This is a genomic window from Xanthomonas sp. LMG 12459, assembly GCF_009192905.1.
GTDB lineage: Bacteria > Pseudomonadota > Gammaproteobacteria > Xanthomonadales > Xanthomonadaceae > Xanthomonas_A > Xanthomonas_A sontii.
On record NZ_NSGT01000015.1, the window covers coordinates 1 to 16,726 of the forward strand.

10 protein-coding genes are annotated in these 16,726 nt (G+C 71.4%); 4 read left to right on the forward strand and 6 right to left on the reverse strand.

Annotation, left to right across the window (positions count from 1 at the left end; genetic code table 11):
• The first annotated feature begins 3 nt into the window (after nt 1-3).
• Complete coding sequence (locus CEK65_RS03285) at nt 4-3,003, forward strand: TonB-dependent receptor (protein ID WP_152180793.1); 3,000 nt, start codon at nt 4-6, stop codon at nt 3,001-3,003.
• Between the two features lie 26 nt (nt 3,004-3,029).
• On the opposite strand, the gene CEK65_RS03290 is transcribed toward CEK65_RS03285, so the two are convergent.
• Nucleotides 3,030-4,010 (reverse strand): LysR family transcriptional regulator, encoded by a 981-nt coding sequence (locus CEK65_RS03290; RefSeq protein ID WP_152180766.1) that lies wholly within the window; start codon nt 4,008-4,010, stop codon nt 3,030-3,032.
• A gap of 126 nt (nt 4,011-4,136) precedes the next feature.
• On the opposite strand from CEK65_RS03290, the gene CEK65_RS03295 reads away from it, so the two are divergent.
• Together CEK65_RS03295 and CEK65_RS03300 are read left to right on the forward strand one after the other, a co-directional pair.
• Nucleotides 4,137-4,796: a glutathione S-transferase gene (locus CEK65_RS03295; protein WP_152180767.1), complete on the forward strand. Its 660-nt coding sequence runs from the start codon at nt 4,137-4,139 to the stop codon at nt 4,794-4,796.
• Nucleotides 4,797-4,826: 30 nt separating this feature from the next.
• Nucleotides 4,827-6,827 carry a pyridoxamine 5'-phosphate oxidase family protein gene (locus tag CEK65_RS03300; protein WP_152180768.1) on the forward strand — a complete coding sequence of 667 codons (2,001 nt, stop codon included), beginning with the start codon at nt 4,827-4,829 and terminating at the stop codon, nt 6,825-6,827.
• A gap of 25 nt (nt 6,828-6,852) precedes the next feature.
• Here CEK65_RS03300 and tsaB read toward each other — a convergent pair whose 3' ends face one another.
• The 4 genes from tsaB to mrcB all read right to left on the reverse strand — a co-directional run bounded on the left by tsaB (nt 6,853) and on the right by mrcB (nt 12,764).
• On the reverse strand, nt 6,853-7,557 hold the full coding sequence (tsaB, locus tag CEK65_RS03305; RefSeq protein WP_152180769.1) for a tRNA (adenosine(37)-N6)-threonylcarbamoyltransferase complex dimerization subunit type 1 TsaB: 705 nt from the start codon (nt 7,555-7,557) through the stop codon (nt 6,853-6,855).
• Nucleotides 7,558-7,617: 60 nt separating this feature from the next.
• On the reverse strand, nt 7,618-9,627 hold the full coding sequence (locus tag CEK65_RS03310) for an ATP-dependent DNA helicase (protein ID WP_152180770.1): 2,010 nt from the start codon (nt 9,625-9,627) through the stop codon (nt 7,618-7,620).
• 162 nt (nt 9,628-9,789) lie between these two features.
• Nucleotides 9,790-10,311, reverse strand: a complete 522-nt coding sequence (locus CEK65_RS03315) for a tetratricopeptide repeat protein (protein WP_010343249.1) — start codon at nt 10,309-10,311, stop codon at nt 9,790-9,792.
• Between the two features lie 23 nt (nt 10,312-10,334).
• The gene (mrcB, locus tag CEK65_RS03320) at nt 10,335-12,764 is read right to left on the reverse strand and encodes a penicillin-binding protein 1B (protein ID WP_152180771.1); all 2,430 of its coding nucleotides are present in this window, start codon (nt 12,762-12,764) and stop codon (nt 10,335-10,337) included.
• Nucleotides 12,765-12,857: 93 nt separating this feature from the next.
• Here mrcB and CEK65_RS03325 point away from each other — a divergent pair, with 93 nt between their 5' ends.
• Nucleotides 12,858-14,954 (forward strand): glycosyltransferase, encoded by a 2,097-nt coding sequence (locus tag CEK65_RS03325; protein WP_152180772.1) that lies wholly within the window; start codon nt 12,858-12,860, stop codon nt 14,952-14,954.
• A gap of 251 nt (nt 14,955-15,205) precedes the next feature.
• Here CEK65_RS03325 and CEK65_RS03330 read toward each other — a convergent pair whose 3' ends face one another.
• Entirely contained in the window at nt 15,206-16,618 is a 1,413-nt protein-coding gene (locus tag CEK65_RS03330; RefSeq protein WP_152180794.1) for a hypothetical protein, read from the reverse strand.
• Nucleotides 16,619-16,726 lie beyond the last annotated feature (108 nt).

The following is a 16,726-nucleotide window of genomic DNA, read 5'->3' on the forward strand; positions in this document are numbered from 1 at the left end:
CACATGCACAACCATCGCTCCCTCCGCAGGCCCGCCCTGCTCGCCCTGGCCCTGAGTGCCGCCCTCGCCCTCCCGCCGGCCCAGGCCCAGTCCACCACCGGCGCCGTCGCCGGTCAGGCGCCCGCCGATACCCAGCGCATCCTGGTGCGCAGCGACAGCGGCCTCAGCCGCGAGGTCGCCGTGGATGCGCGCGGCCGCTACAGCATCGCCCAGTTGCCGCTGGGCACCTACACCATCATCGCCAAGGGCGCCGACGGCAGCGTGCTGGGCAGCCGCGACGGCGTCGGCCTCACCGTCGGTGCCGTCACCGACGTCTCCTTCAGCCCCGCCACCACCAGCCTGGCCGGCGTCCAGGTCAGCGCCGACCGCGCCGCCGCCGCGATCGACGTGAGCAGCGTGGATTCGCGTACCGTGATCAATGCCGAACAGCTGCAGCGCCTGCCGCTGGGCCGCTCGGCCGAGGCCATCGCGCAACTGGCGCCCGGCGTGGCCGGCAACAGCGGCAGCGGCACCTACATCGGCCCGACCGGCGCGCAGCTGCTCAGCTTCGGCGGCTCTTCGGCCGCGGAGAACGCCTATTACATCAATGGCTTCAACACCACCGACCCGCTGCGCGGCCTCGGCGGACTGACCCTGCCCTATGGCAGCATCGACCAGTTGGAGGTCTACACCGGCGGCTACAGCGCCAAGTACGGCCGCTCCGACGGCGGCGTGATCAACGCTGTCGGCAAGCGCGGCAGCAACGAATGGCATTTCGGCGGCCAGGCGACCTGGGAACCGGACGGCCTGCGCTCCGCAAAGAAGGACGTGTACGCGCCCGGCAACGGCGCGCTGTACCGCCCGGACAGCAAGAGCGGCTCCACCCTCAGCACCCAGAGCGTCTACGCCGGCGGCCCGCTGATCCAGGACCGGCTGTTCTTCTTCGGCGCCTACGAACTGCAACGCCAGGACGGCGATCGCTTCTACGGCGCACGCGAGACCACCCCGGGGCCGTACTACTACGACTACCAGTACCGCCGGCCGAGCTGGTACGCCAAGCTCGACTGGAACATCAGCGACAGCCAGCTGCTGGAAATCACCGGCGCCTCCAGCCGCTATGTCACCCGCGGCAAGTACTACCAGTACAGCGGCCGCGACATCGGCGCCCTGCGCGGCAACGCCGACACCACCAAGACCGGCGGCGACCTGTGGAGCGCCAAGTACACCGGCTACCTCACCGACCGCCTGACCTTCAGCGCCCTCTACGGCCAGCAGCGTGCCGACGACTACAGCCGCAACCCCAACTACAACGGCACGCTGACCTATCTCTCCAGCCCCGGCTTCCAGAACCCGGCCTACACCGGCGGCACCCCGATCACCAATGCGCAGACCACCGCGTTGCTGGTCGATCCGGCGCGCGGCAATCGCACCGACAACCTGCGCCTGGACCTGAACTACGCCATCGGCGCGCACAGCATCACCATCGGCATCGACAACCAGAACGCACGCGCGCTCAACCGCGGCTCGGTGGCTTCGGGCGACGGCTACTACTGGATCTACGGCCAGGCCAACCCCAACGTGCCGATCAACACCGGCCTCGGCGTACCCGCCACCGGCGGCTACCCCAACGGCCAGGACGGCTACTACGTGCGCAAGTACATCTACAGCGCGCTGGCCTCGGTGCGCTCGGCGCAGCGCGCGCAGTACGTGGAGGACAACTGGCAGGTCAACGACCGGCTGCTGCTCAACCTCGGCCTGCGCCTGGACCAGTTCACCAACTACAACCGCGACGGCGCGCCGTACATCAAGCAGACCAGCGGGCAATGGGCGCCGCGGCTGGGCTTCAGCTGGGACGTCGACGGCGATGCGCGCTTCAAGGTGTACGGCAACGCCGGCCGCTACTACCTGGCGCTACCGCTGAACCCGGCGTTCAACGCCGCCGGCGCCACCCTGGCCACTTCGACCTACTACACCTATGGCGGCATCGACGCCAACGGCTACCCGACCGGCCTGACCCAGATCTCCGGTGCGGTCTCGTCCAACAACAACTACGGCATCCTGCCCGACCCGAAGACCGTCGCCACGCAGGGCATCAAGCCCTCGTTCCAGGACGAGTTCATCCTCGGCTTCACCAAGGCCTGGGGCGACAGCTGGGTCTACGGCGCCAAGGGCACCTACCGCGTCCTGCGCAGCGGCGTGGACGACTACTGCGACAGCGATACCGTGTTCGCCGCCGCCGCGGCGCAAGGGCACACGGTGACCCTGGCCAGCAATCCGGTCAGCTGCTGGCTGATCAACCCGGGCCGGGCCAACACCTTCACCCTGGTCGATACCTCGGGCAACTACGTCAAGGTGCCGCTGAGCAACGCGCAGTTCGGCTTCCCGGAATTCAAGCGCAACTACTACGGGCTCAACCTGTCGCTGGAGCATCCGTTCGACCAGCGCTGGTACGGCCGCCTCGACTACACCTGGTCGCGCAGCTACGGCACCACCGAGGGCCAGTTGCTGTCGGGCATCGGCCAGACCGCGGTGTCCACCACCCAGGCCTGGGACTTCGCGCAGTTGATGGAGCACACCAACGGCCCGCAGAGCAACGACCACACCCATCAGTTCAAGTTCTACGGCTACTACCAGCTCAACCCCGCATGGCTGGTGTCGGCGAACCTCAAGTTGATCTCCGGTTCGCCGTTCAGTGCGCTGGGCTCCTACGGCCCCGACCACAGCGACCCCTCCGGCTACGGCATCGCCTATCACTACTACCAGGGCCAGCCGGCGCCTCCGGGCAGCCAGGGCCGCCTGCCGTGGCTGCAGCAACTGGATCTCGGCGTGTCGTGGCGGCCGGCCTACGCCGACCGCAAACTGGCCTTCAACCTGGACGTGTTCAACGTCTTCAACGGCCAGGCCACGCTGTGGAAGTATCCGTACTCGGAGTCGGACCCGGGTAAGGCGGACCCGGTGTATGGCGCGGCCCTGCTGCGCCAGGCGCCGCGGTCGCTGCGCTTGAGCGTCAGCTACGACTATTGATCGGCGGCACGGCGACCGGCGCGCGATCAGCGCGCTGGCCGTCGCCGCGCACGTGCAGGCGCCGCACCGGCAACGGCCGCCGTGCCGCCCTCCGCTTCGGTGCGCATCGATGCGATCCGCGCCTTCATCGCATCGATGAAGGCGCGCACCTTCGGCGATGGCAGCCGCGTCGGCGGGTATACCGCATGGATGCCGAACGATGCCGAACGCCACGCCGGCAACAGACGCACCAGCCGGCCGGCGGCGACGTCGGCGGCGGTGGAGAAATCCGTCAGCAGGCCGAACGCGCCACCGGCCAGCACGATCGCGCGGCAGCCGGTCGCGGTATTGGCGACGAAGTGCGGCACGCAGCGCACCGCGACGCTGTCGCCGCGCGCATTGACCAGCTCCAGGGTGCGCGGACGGGCAATGCTGGACAGCAGCACGAAGGGGAGCGCAGCCAGCGCCGCCGGGTCGCGCGGCAGCCCGTGGCGCGCGACGAACTGCGGGCTGGCGACCGGCCACACCGCATAGCTGCCGAGCCGTACCGCGCGGTAGGTCGAATCGGCGAGACGGCCGATGCGGATCGCCACATCGAGATTGTCGGCGACCAGATCGACGATGCGATCGTTCGCGACCAGTTCGACATCGAGGCGGGGGTGCCTGTCGCGCAAAGCGACCACCGCCTGGGCCACCACCTGCGCGCCGTAGTCGACCGGCACGCTGACCCGCAGCGCGCCACGCAACGGGCCGGCGTCGGGAGACACCGTCTGCAGCGCATGCTCGGCCGCGCGCACGATGTCGCGGCACGCCTCGTAGAACCCGCGTCCGGCGTCGGTCACGCTCAGCCGTCGCGTCGTGCGCACCAGCAGGTTCGCGCCGACCTCCGATTCCAGGCGCTGCATGTGCGTGCTGACCACCGTCTTGGCCAGGCCGAGCCGCTCGGCCGCGGCAGTCAGCGAGCCGGCCTCGACCACTGCGACGAAGATCGCCAGACGATTCAGGTTGACGTCGCGCAGGTCGGCCATGCCCGATTGTCCTTCCGGAAAGGATAATGTTTCTCGCATTGTCCGTCTTCTTGCAGGCCGCGGCCAGCGCTAGGCTGCAGCCGATCGTCGCCGATCCCCGGCGATGCACGATTGCGGAGCCGTTCCATGTCCACCCTCAGTCCTCGCGGCACCGATCGTCCCGCCGCTCCGATCCGTGTCTATTCCGCGCCCCTGTCCGGACACGCGCACCGGGTGCGCCTGTTCCTGTCGCTGCTCGGACTGCCGTTCGAGACCATCGATGTGGATCTCGCCGCCGGCGCGCAACGGCAACCGGCGTTCCTGGCGCTGAATCCGCTCGGACAGATACCGGTGATCGACGACAGCGGCAGGGTGCTCGCCGATTCCAACGCGATCCTGGTCTATCTGGCCAAACGCTACGGCCATCCGCAGTGGCTGCCGGACGAGCCGCTCGGCGCAGCGACCGTGCAGCGCTGGTTGTCGTACGCGGCCGGGCCGATCGCCTACGGGCCCGCCGCGGCGCGGCTGGCGACCGCATTCGGGATGCCGCTCGACCTGGCGGCGGCCAGGCGTACGGCGACCCGGTTGCTCGATGCGATCGACCAGGAATTGGTCGACACGCCGTTCGCCGCCGGCGCGCAACCGACCATCGCCGACATCGCCGGCTACACCTACATCGCGCATGCGCCAGAAGGCGGAATCGCGCTCGAACCTTACCCGCAAGTGCGGGCGTGGCTTGCCCGGATCGAAGCCTTGCCGGGATTCGTCGCCTTGCCGGCGCTGCTGCCCGGCGCGTCGGCCGGCTGAGCGCTGCCGGCCGACGGCACGCAGACCGCAATGAACGCGCCGACCGCTGGCGTCGCCGGCTGGGATCTGGAGACCTCGCCGTTCCACCCCGGCGAACTTGCCGTCCAGCAGCGGGCCGGGGCCAGCGCGGTCGCGGCGGCGGCCGGGCGGCGCAGCATCCGCCGCTGCATGCCCGAACAGCATCGGGACTTCTTCGCGCAACTGCCGCTGTTCGTACTCGCCGGCAGCGACGCGCACGGGCAGCCGTGGGCGACGCTGCGCGTGGGCCAGCCCGGCTTCCTGAGCACACCGGACCCGCGCACGCTGCGCATCGCCGCGCCGCCCCTGCCCGGCGACCCGCTGGCCGGCACCTGGCGGCCGGGCGCGCCGTTCGGCGGCCTGGGCATCGCGCTCGAAACGCGACGACGCAATCGCGTCAACGGCAGCGTCAGCGCAGTCGATGGCGACACGCTGACGGTCGCGGTGGAGCAGAGCTTCGGTAACTGCCCGCAGTACATCAACAGCCGCAGCCCGACGTTCGCCGCAGGCGAGGTCCACGCGCATACCGCGACTGCCGTGTCGGCGCGTCTGAGCGATGCGCAATGCGCGCTACTCGCGCGCTGCGATACCTTCTTCATCGCCAGCGCGAACACCTCGAAGGATGCCGGCGCCGCGCGCGGCGCGGACGTGTCGCACCGCGGCGGCCTGCCCGGCTTCGTGCGCGTCGACGATGCGCGCACCCTGACCACGCCGGATTTCAGCGGCAACCGCTACTTCAATACGCTCGGCAACCTGTTGCACGATCCGCGCGCGGGGCTGCTGTTCATCGACTTCGAACGCGGCGACCTGCTGTACCTGGCCGCCCGCGCGGAGATCGTCTGGGACGGGCCGCTACTGGCGACGTTCGCGGGCGCGCAGCGCGTTGTGCGCTTCCATCTCCGTGAAGTGCGCCACACGCGCGCCGTGTTGCCGTGGCGCTGGTCGGCGGTGCAGCGCCCAGAGCAGTTCGCCGCGGCGTCGACGCCTGCCGCCGAACGCGCCTGGCGGCCGCTGCGGATCGTGCGGATCGTCGACGAAGCGCGTGCCATCCGCTCGTTCCATTTCGCCGCCGAGGACGGCGGCGCGCTGCCGTCGTACGCAGCCGGCCAACACCTTACGCTGCGTTTCCCGATCTGCGGCACTGCCGCGCCGACGGTGCGCAACTACACGCTGTCCGACGCGCCGGGTGGCGCGCTCTACCGGATCACTGTGAAACGGCAGGGCCGGGCATCGGCCTGGCTGCACGACCATGCGCAGGTCGGCACGACGCTGGACGCGCAGATGCCGCGCGGCGATTTCGTCTTCGATGCCGCCAGCCCGCGGCCGGTGGTGTTCGTCTCGGCCGGGATCGGCATCGCGCCGATGCTGGCGATGCTGCGCCAGGCGCTGGCCGACACCGCCTCGCGGCGGCGGTTGATCTTCGTGCACGGCGCCCGCGAGGCCGCCGATCGTCCGTTCGCCGCCACACTGGCACGGCTCGCTGCGGCCGACGCGCGGCTGTCGCTGCATTGCCTGGACAGCCGAGCGGCCGGCCACGGCGCCGGCCGCATCGGCATCGCGCGGTTGCAGCGGATCCTGGCATTCGACGATTACGACTTCTACCTGTGCGGACCGCCAGACTTCATGCGCGATATGTACCGTGGATTGCGCGCGCTTAACGTGGCGGACGCGCGCATCCGCTTCGAGGCATTCGGCCCATCGAGCCTCGTCCGCGATACGACCCCCGCAGCGCCCGCAGATGCGCCACGGGTGCGCGTGCGGTTCCAGCGCTCGGGACGCGAGGCGGTCTGGACCCCGGACGCCGGCACATTACTGGAGCTGGCAGAAGCGCAGCGGATCGCTGCGCCCTCCGATTGCCGCTACGGTTCCTGCGGCACCTGCGCGACGCGCGTGCTGTCCGGCGCAGTGCATTACCTGCGTCCGCCCGACACCCAGATCGAACCAGGCTGTGCGCTGCTGTGCGTCGCCAGGCCTGCGCACGAAAGCGCCACGCCGCTGGTACTCGACCGCTGACGCGCCGACGGCACGCCGCACGCACTCACCGCGCGGCCCGCTGCGCCTGCTGCTCGGCCAGGGTCAGGGCGACGTTGTCGCGCAGGTAGGCCGGTTCGGCGCGTTCCGGCGCGATCCCTTCGCCGCGCGCGTATGCGGCCGCGGCCAGGGTCAGCACGTCGGCGGCATGCGGCAGCGCCTGCGCATCGGCGCTGCGCCAGTGCGCGCCGAAGCGGCGCTGCAAGGTGCCATCGACCGCCGCCAGCCCGGTGCCGACCGCAGCCCAGGCCGCATCCGGCTCCGGCAACACGAAGGCTTCCGGACTCAACACCTGCTCCGGGGTCAGCGCCTGCAGGCCGCCGTCGGCCTGCCGTGCGTAGGCCGCGGTGTAGACCTCGCCCATGCGCGCATCGATCGCCGCCAGCACCCGCGGCGCGTCGGCCGGCGCGCGCAGCGCCAGCACCTGCAGCGTGGACACCGGCAGCACCGGCAGGTCCAGGGCCAGGGCGATGCCCTGCGCGATGGCGATCGCCAGGCGCACGCCGGTGAACGCGCCGGGGCCGCGGCCGAAGGCCACCGCATCGAGCTGGCGGCGGCCGATGCCGGCCTCGGCCAGCAACTGCTCGGCCCACGGCAGCGCCAGTTCGGCGTGCCGCCGCGGCGCCAGGTCGAAGCGCTCCAGCACGCGGTCGCCGACCAGCACGGCGACGGAGCAGGCTTCGGTGGAGGTTTCGAAGGCGAGCAGATTCATTGGGGGCTGGGAATCGGGAATGGGGAATGGGGAATCGGAAAAGCAAAGGCGACGCGTCGGCTAGTTTGACGTGGCCGGTGGCGTCGCGGCCTCGGGATTATCGCCCAGCGCCGGGGTCTCGGCGGCGAAGAACTGGCGCACGTCCTCCACGTCGCGGGTGCGGGCGAACGGCGGCAGCGACTCCAGGAAGGTGCGGCCGTAGGACTTGGAGAGCAGGCGCGGGTCGCACAGCACCAGCACGCCGCGGTCGCGCTCGCTGCGGATCAGCCGGCCCACGCCCTGCTTGAGCGCGATCACCGCCTGCGGCAACTGCTCCTCGCGGAACGGATTGCCGCCGTCGCGGCGGATCGCCTCCAGGCGCGCCTCGAACACCGGGTCGTCGGGCGCGGCGAACGGCAGCTTGTCGATCACCACCACGCTCAGCGCATCGCCGACCACGTCCACGCCCTCGCGGAAACTGGCCGAGCCGAGCAGCACGCCGTTGCCGGAGGCGCGGAAGCGCTCGAGCAAGGTCGCGCGCGGCGCCTCGCCCTGCACGAACAGCGGCCAGGGCCCGTCGCGCAGCGCCTCGGCCGCCTCGCGCAGCGCGCGGTGCGAGGCGAACAGCAGGAAGGCGCGGCCCTGCGAGGCCTCCAGCACCGGCTGCAACGCGGCGATCAATGCGGTGCCGAAGCCGCGCGCGGCGGGATCGGGCAGCGCCGGCAGGTAGCACAGCGCCTGCCGCGCCCAGTCGAACGGGCTGGGCTGCAGCAAGGTCATCGGATCGCGCAGGCCCAGGCGGGTGGCGATGTGCTCGAACTCGCCCTTCACCGCCAGCGTCGCCGAGGTGAACACCCAGGCCGCGCGCGAGGCCTCGCGGTGCGCGCGCAGCGGCCCGGACACGTCCAGCGGCGTGCGCTGGCAGCGGAAGCCGCGCGGGGTCAGTTCGTACCACAGCACGTCGTTCGATGGCGCGCCCGCTTCCGGCTCGGCCTCGAAATCCGGAATCGGCGCATCCTCGCCGAGCCAGCGGCCCAGCCGCGTGCGCAGTTCGCGCGCGCGCGCCGCGCAGGCGTCGAAGCCGGGCGAAGCCTCGCGCAGCACCGCCAGCGGCTCCTGCAGCCGGGCCAGATCGGCCAGCAGCGCGTCGAAACCGTCGCGCACCTGCGGCTTGGCCAACAGCCGCCATTGCGTGCCGCGCGCCGGCAGCCCCTCCATCGCCGCGCGCAATTCGCGCAGGGTCTGTTCCAGCGCCTGCGCCGGCGCCTGCAGGCTGGCCAGCGCGCCGGCGACATTGCGACTCTCGGCCACGCAGTCGCGCGCCAGTTCCTGCAGCGGGCGCATGCCGAAACCTTCGCCGAAGAAGTTCGCCGCCAGCTCCGGCAACTGGTGCGCCTCGTCGATCACGAAGGCCTGCGCCCCGGGCAGGATTTCGCCGAAGCCCTCCTGCTTCAGCGCCAGGTCGGCCAGCAGCAGGTGGTGGTTGACCACCACCAGGTCGGCCGCCTGCGCGCGCTGCCGCGCCTGCACCACGAAGCATTCGCCCCAGAACGGGCACTCGGTGCCCAGGCAGTTGTCCACGGTGGAAGTGACCAGCGGCAGCAGCGGCGAATCGTCGGCCAGCGCGTCCAGCTCGGCGATGTCGCCGAAGCGGGTGCGCCCGCTCCAGGCGACGATGCGCTGGAACTGCGCGACCTGCTCGCGCGCGGTGAAGCGCGGCTCGCCGCGCGCCTGCTGCAGGCGGTACTTGCACAGGTAGTTGGCGCGCCCCTTCAGCAGCGCACTGCTCAGGCCCACGCCCAGCGCCGCCCGCACCCGCGGCAGATCGCGGTGGTAGAGCTGATCCTGCAGCGCGCGGGTGCCGGTGGAGACGATGGTCTTCAGCCCCGACAACAGCGCCGGCACCAGATACGCATAGGTCTTGCCGGTGCCGGTGCCGGCCTCGGCCAGCAGCACGTCGCGCTGCTCGAACGCCTCGGCGATCGCCGCGGTCAACCGCAACTGCGCCGGCCGCGGCACGAACGCATCGAGCTGACGCGCAAGCGCCCCGCCTTCGCTGAGGGCTTCGGTGCTTGCGTGAGCTAACGACATGGGAATGGGGAGTCGGGAATGGGGAATGGTTAGAGCAGCAGCGCTACCCGCTCACTGTTACTGCTGCCGGCAGAGCGGGAAGACCGAGCGCCGCCAGCGTGACGAGCCGCCAGAAACGCAGCTTTTACCCATTCCCCATTCCCGACTCCCCATTCCCAGCCCTCAGTACCTCTTGATCCCCGGCACCGTGCACCCGGCGATCTGGGCGTGCGCCGAGGCGGCGTTTTCCTTCTGCCCGCGGGCCAGGCGCGCCTGTTCGATGGTCGCCCAGTGGCGGCGGCACAGCGGGCCGGTCTGCGAGCCCAGGTCGATGGCGCGCTTGGCGAAGGCTTCGGCCTGGGCGTCGTCCTTCTGCAGCAGCGCCACTTCGGCGCGGTCCTGCAGCAGCGCCGGGTCGTCCGGCACCAGCTTCAGCGCCTGGTCCAGGGCTGCGGCGGCACCGGCCAGGTCGCCGGCGCTGCGTTTGCGCTTGGCGCTCTCGCGCAGATCCTCCACTTCCGGATCGCGCAGCGGCTGCACGCTCAGTTCGGTGTCGTCGGCACCGCCGCTGGCGTCGATCGCAGCGATGCGCTGCGCCGGCGTGGTGGTGTCCACCGGTGCGGCCGGGGGCGGCGGCGGCGGTGCGCTGACGCAGGAGGCGAGCAGCAGGCTGAGGGCGGCGATGGCGGGAAGACGTGGGGTCATGAGCGGTATCCGGGATCCGGGAATCAATGCGCCGGCGGCGGCGCGGCCGCGTCGGCAGGCGGGTCTTTCTTCTTGTCCAGGCCGAACCAGCTGCGCCAGCCGCCCTGATGTTCGCCCTCGGCGGGCGCGGCGTCTTCCGGCAGCGCCTGCGGCGGCGTGCATGCGGCATACGCCGGCACGAAACCGACCACGAACGGGAACTGGCGCGCGCCGGGGCAGGTCGAGTCGGTGCTGTTGTACCCCACCGGGTCCATCCACTGCCAGTCGATGCCCTTGCCCTGCACCTGCAGCGGCGCGCTCGGCAGCCGCGAGAAGATGCCCGACCACACCCGCATCGCACCGGTGGCGCCGTACAGGCCGGTCTGCTTGTTCTGGTCGTTGCCGATCCAGATCACCGCCAGGTGGTCGCCGGTGTAGCCGGCATACCAGCTGTCCACGCCATCGTTGCTGGTACCGGTCTTGCCGGCCGGCGACAGCTTGCCCAACCCGTCGCTGAGCAGTTGCCGCGCGGTGCCGTTGCTGACCACCTGCTGCAGCGCCATGCCCACCAGGTTGGCGGCGATGGAGTCGCCCTCCTGCGCCGGCGCCGGGGTCTTGTCGTAGCGCTTGAGCAGCTTGCCCTGCGGATCGAGCACCCCGCGCACCGCATGCAGCGGCTGGATTTCGCCACCGGAGGCCAGGAACTGGTACAGCTGCGCCATCGCGTACGGGCTCTGGTCGGTGGCGCCGAGGATCAGCGAGGGATTGACCTCGGCCTCGATGCCGGCCAGCACCTTCACCAGCTGCGCCACGCGCTCCGGCCCGACCTGCATGCCGATGCGCACCGTGGCCTGGTTGTAGGAATGCGCAAGCGCATCGACCACGCGCACCGTGCCGTGGCTGCGGCCATCGGAATTGCCCGGGCTCCAGGTGCGGCCGCGGCCCAGTTGCACGGTGACCGGGGTATCGTCGACCCAACTGGCCAGCGAGTAGCGGTCCGGCTGCGCCAGCGCCAACAGGTACACGAACGGCTTGAGCAGCGAGCCGACCTGGCGCTGCGCCTCGATCGCGCGATTGAAACCGGGTTGGGCCACGTCGCGGCTGCCGACCACCGCCAGCACCTCGCCGTTGTGGGTGTCGGTGAGCACCAGGCCGGCCTGCAGCGGCGGGCGCTTCTTGTTGGTTTCCAGCGCGGTGATGGTGCGCGTCACCGCGCCCTCGGCATAGGCCTGCGCCGACGGCGACATGCCGGTGAGCACGCTCAGGCCGGCGCCCTGCAGCGCGCTTTCGGGGTAATCGCGCGCCAGCTGGCGCCGCACCAGGTCGACATAGGCGGGGAACCGGTTAGCCGCGACCAGGCCGGGTTCGGCCGGCACGCCCAGCGGCGCGGCCAGCGCCTTGCGGTAGGTGGGTTCGTCGATCAGCTCGCTCTCGCGCAGCTTGCCGAGCACGAAGTTGCGCCGGTCCAGCGCGCGCTGGGGATAGCGCCGCGGGTCGTAGTAGGACGGCCCCTTGACCAGGCCGATCAGCAGCGCCACCTGCTCCGGCGCCAGCGCATCGAGTTCGCGGCCGAACCAGAACTCCGCACCAGACGCGACACCATGCACCGCCTGGCTGCCGCGCTGGCCCAGGTACACCTGGTTCAGATACGCCTCGAGGATGGTGCGCTTGTCGTAGCGCGCCTCCATGATCAGCGCGTACAGAATCTCGTTGAACTTGCGGGTGACGGTCTGTTCCTTGCCAATGCCGAGCAGGCCGCTGCGCGCCAGCTGCTGGGTCAAGGTGCTGGCGCCCTGCCGGCTCTTGCCGCCGGAGCGCACCATCACCCAGGCCGCGCGGACCATGCCGCTGAGGTCGATGCCGTGGTGCGAATTGAAGTCGCGGTCCTCGACCGCCTGCAAGCCGGTGACCAGCAGTTCCGGCACCTCGTCCACGCGCACCAGGCGCCGCTCTTCCTGCTTCTGCCCGTACAGCGTGGCGATGCGCGCCGGATCCAGCCGCGCGGCCTTGAGCGCCTTGCGGGTCTGCGCATCGCGCAGCGCCACCACGCGCCCGCCGGCCAGGCCCACCTCGATGCGCCGCGGCGCGACCCGCCCGTCGACATCGACGTAGCCGCGGCTGGCGATGGTGAAGCGGCTGCCGTCCTGCTGGTAGCTACCAGGGCGCTCGGCACCGGCGTCGGCGCGATAGCTGGCCGCATCCAGTTCGGTCTTCAGCGTCTGCGGATCCATCGCCGTGTCCGGCGCCAGTATCAGCGGCCGCGCGTACACACGAGTGGGAATCTGCCAGCGCAGTTCGCCGAAACGCTGGGTGACCTGCTTGTTCAGATAGACCGTGTACGGAATCAGGAAGCCCAGGCCGAGTGCGGCGGCGGCCAGGCCCCAGGTGAGCAGGCGCCTGCGCCATACGGCGGCGGGGCTGTCCAGGGCGTCGTCCTGATCGTCGGTGTCGTGATCGTCGTAGCGTCGGGGCACGGGAATGCGAGAATGTAAATTCCGCCGAGTCTAGCGCAGCCCAGCGGGCAGCGCGGCGCGACGGCCTCTTCGTTTAAGTTGGAGTGGTACCGGATGTCGATGTCGTGGGCGAATGCGCGCTACGCCCTGAACCGCCTGGCCGGCCTGGTCCGGCGCGGCCTGACCAGCCTGCGCACGCGCGGCTGGCGCAGCACCTGGGAGCGCCTGCGCGTGCATGCGCAACCGCTGCCGCCGCCGCAGCGCGCGCTGTTCGCGGTGGAATCTGCACCGTTCGCGCCGTTCGCGGTGCCGAACAGTCCTGCGCCGCTGGTCAGCATCGTGATCCCGGTCTACAACCACGTCGCGCATACCCTCGCCTGCCTGCGCGCGCTGGCCGCGCATCCGCCGGCCGCACCCTGCGAGATCCTGGTGATCGACGACGGCAGCAGCGACGACACGGCGCAGTGGCTGCCGCAGGTGGTCGGCCTGCACTACCACGTGCGCGAGCGCAACGGCGGCTTCATCGTCACCTGCAACGACGGCGCCGCGCGCGCGCAGGGCCGCTACCTGGTGTTCCTCAACAACGACACGGTGCCGCAACCGGGCTGGCTGGACGCGTTGCTGGACACGTTCGCGCAGCTGTCGCAGGCCGGCCTGGTCAGCGCACAACTGCTGTATCCCGACGGCCGCCTGCAGGATGCCGGCGGGGTGGTCTTCGCCGATGGCAGCGCCTGGAGCTACGGCCGCTTCGAGTCGCCCGACGATCCGCGCTATGCCTACCTGCGCGACGTCGACTACGGCAGCGGCGCGGCGCTGGCGATCGAGCGCGCGCGCTTCCTGGCGCTGGGCGGTTTCGACACGCGCTACATGCCGGCCTACTACGAGGACACCGACCTGGCCTTCGCGGTACGCGCCGCCGGCTTGCGCACGCTGGTGCAACCGGCCAGCCGCGTGGTGCACGACGAGGGCACCAGCAACGGCACCGACACCGGCAGCGGGATCAAGGCCTACCAGGTACGCAACCGTGCGGTCTTCGCGGCCAAGTGGGTCGAGGTGTTGCCGCAACACCTCGCTCCCGGCGAGGTGCCGGTGCCGGCGCTGCTGCACCGCCGGCAGCGCCAGGTGCTGATCCTCGACGAAGCGCTGCCGCAGCCGGACCGCGACTCCGCCTCGCTGCGCCAGCTCAACCTGATCCGCCTGCTGCTCGAGGAAGGCGCGCACGTGGTGTTCGTGCCCAGCGAGCGCAGCTATGCCAGCCGCCATAGCGAGACCCTGCAACGGCTCGGCGTGGAGGTGTGGTACGCGCCGTACCTGAAGAACCTGACCTGGTTCCTGCAGCAGCACGGTGCGCGCTTCCACAGCGTGCTGCTGGTGCGCCACCACGTCGCCCACGCCTGCCTGCCGCTGCTGCGCCGGTTCGCGCCGCAGGCACGGCGCCTGTTCGACACCGTGGACCTGCACTACCTGCGCGAACGCCGCGGCGCCGAACTCGCCGGCGATGCGCGCCTGCTGCGCGAGGCCGAGCGCACCCGCGCGCGCGAACTGGAGGTGATGGCGCAGGTGGACGTGACCGTGCTGGTCAGCGCGGTCGAACGCGAACAGTTGCAGCGCGAGGCGCCACAGGTGCGCACGGCGCTGATCTCGAACCTGCACGAGGTCGCCGGCCCCGGCCTGCCGTGGGCGCAGCGCCGCGACCTGGTGTTCGTCGGCGGCTTCCGCCATGCGCCCAACGTAGACGCGGTGCGCTGGTTCCTGCAGGAGGTGTTTCCGGCGGTGCGCCTGCGCCTGCCCGAGGTGCGCTTCCACTGCATCGGTGCGGACATGCCGGAGGACATCCGCCGCCTCGGCGAGGCCACCGCGGGCGTCGAGTTGCTCGGCCACGTGCCCGACATCGCTGCCTACATGGACGGCATGCGCATCGCCGTGGCGCCGCTACGGTTCGGCGCGGGGGTCAAGGGCAAGGTCAACCTCAGCATGGCCCATGGCCAGCCGGTGGTGGCCACCGCCTGCGCGGTGGAAGGCATGCACCTGCGCGACGGCGAGGACGTGCTGATCGCCGACGACCCCGCCGCGTTCGCCGACGCCATCGCGCAGCTGTACGCCGATCCGGCGCTGTGGCAGCGGCTGGCCGACAACGGCCTGCGCAACATCGAAACCCACTTCTCGCTGGATGCCGCCCGCGCTACGGTGCGCGAGGCGTTCCTGGCCTGAGCCGCGTTGGCGCACCGTCCTCGATCGCGACGGGACTGAAGTCCCTCCCACAATGGTGTTGCGAGCATCGCCGCTATGGCCGGCACCCGGCAGGCGCTGTCGCGCACCCACGTGCGCACTGCAAACCAAGACGCTCGCAGCCCCGGATATACAACCGATCGCCGGAACCTCTCAACACCCCCAGTGGGAGGGACTTCAGTCCCGACGCGCCGCACCATCAGCCTGGGGAAGCTCCCACTTCACTGCGCCCACTAACGCCCCGGACTGAGGCTACGCAAACGGCGCTCGAAGGCGGCCAGCTCCGGGGTCGCCGGATCGATCGCGCGGGCGCGCTGCAACGCCTGCCGCGCGAAGGCGGCATCGCCGCCACTCAGGCGCTCGTCGCCGACCGCCAGCCAGCGCTGCGCCAGGCGTCGCCGTGCGGTGGCCAGGCCATTGCCGCCCGGCGCCAGCGCGCGCCAGGCGTCGTAGCAGGCGCTCGCCGCCAGCACCCGATTGCCGCGCATGGCATCGTCGAAACAGCGTCGCAGCGCCGCCAGCACGCGCTGCTCGGCCGCGCGCACCCGCGCATCGCGCGGCGCCAGGGTCTGCGCCGCCAGCAAGGTGTCGTAGGCGCTGGCGCCGGGCGGGGTCAGCCAGGCACCGCGCGCCTCGGCAGCCTGCAGATCGGCCAGCAGGCGCTGCAGGCGGCGCTCGCGCTCGGCCGGTGACATCCGCGAGGGCGGCGTGGCCTGGCTCTGCCGGGCGCGCTGCAGCGCCTGCCTGGCATCGGCCAGCGCACGACTGTCCGGTGCCAGGGCCTGGCCCTTGCGCAAGGCGCGCTCGGCCTCGCCGAAACGGAAATCGGCGGCGGCACGGCTCGCCTGCAGCGCATAGGCTGCCGCCACCCGCTCCAGGCCGTCGCTGGCGCCGGCTGCGTCCGGCACCGCCGCGTGCCACTGTGCAAACGCGTGTGCCGCCGCATCCAGGCGCTGCCGGCGCAGGGCCTGCTCGGCCTCGCGCTGCAGGCGTTCCAGCGCCCGGTTCAGTTCCGCCTGGGTCTCGGGCAGGTCGACATGGCCGGGGTCATAGCCACGCGCGCGCTCCACCAGCGCCGCGGCAGCGGCCAGGTCGCCGCGCGCCAGATCGCCGCGTGCGTGCTGCAGCAGTTCCGACAATGCATCCTCGCGGCCTTCCAGCGCCGCGGTGCGTTCCGGCGCGTACTCCAGGACACGCTGGTACAGCGGCAAGGCCGCGTCCGGGCCGTCGTCCAGATGCCCATCGCGGCGCGCCTGCGCCGCCCGTTGCAGCAGTTGATCGATGCCGGCGTGCGCGGCCTCGCGCGCGCGCAAGGCCGCCTCGATGCGATCGGCATCGGCGCGCGGCACCTGCAGCGCGCGCGCCAGCGCCAGCGCCTCGCGCGCCTGCGGAAAGCGGCCGGCGGCCAGCGCCGCGCGCGCCTGCCCCAGCGCTGCGCGCCCGGTCGCGGCCAGGCCGACGCGTGCCTGCATGCGGTCGCTGTCCAGCGCCAGCGCGGCCTCGAAGCGCTCGCGCGCGCCGCTGCCGTCGGCGGCGCTGAGCCGGCCCGCACGCAGCGCCGCGTGGCCCTGATCGAGCAATTGCTGGATGCGCGTCTCCGGCCAGATCAGGTCGGCCAGCGGGCGGCGAAACACCACCACGGTCATTCCCAGCACCAGCAGCACCGCCAGTGCCCAGCGCCAGACACGCAGATCGCGCCACAGCGGCACCGGCCGCTGCCTGCGCGTGGGTTCGTCCCTGACCTGATCCGGCGG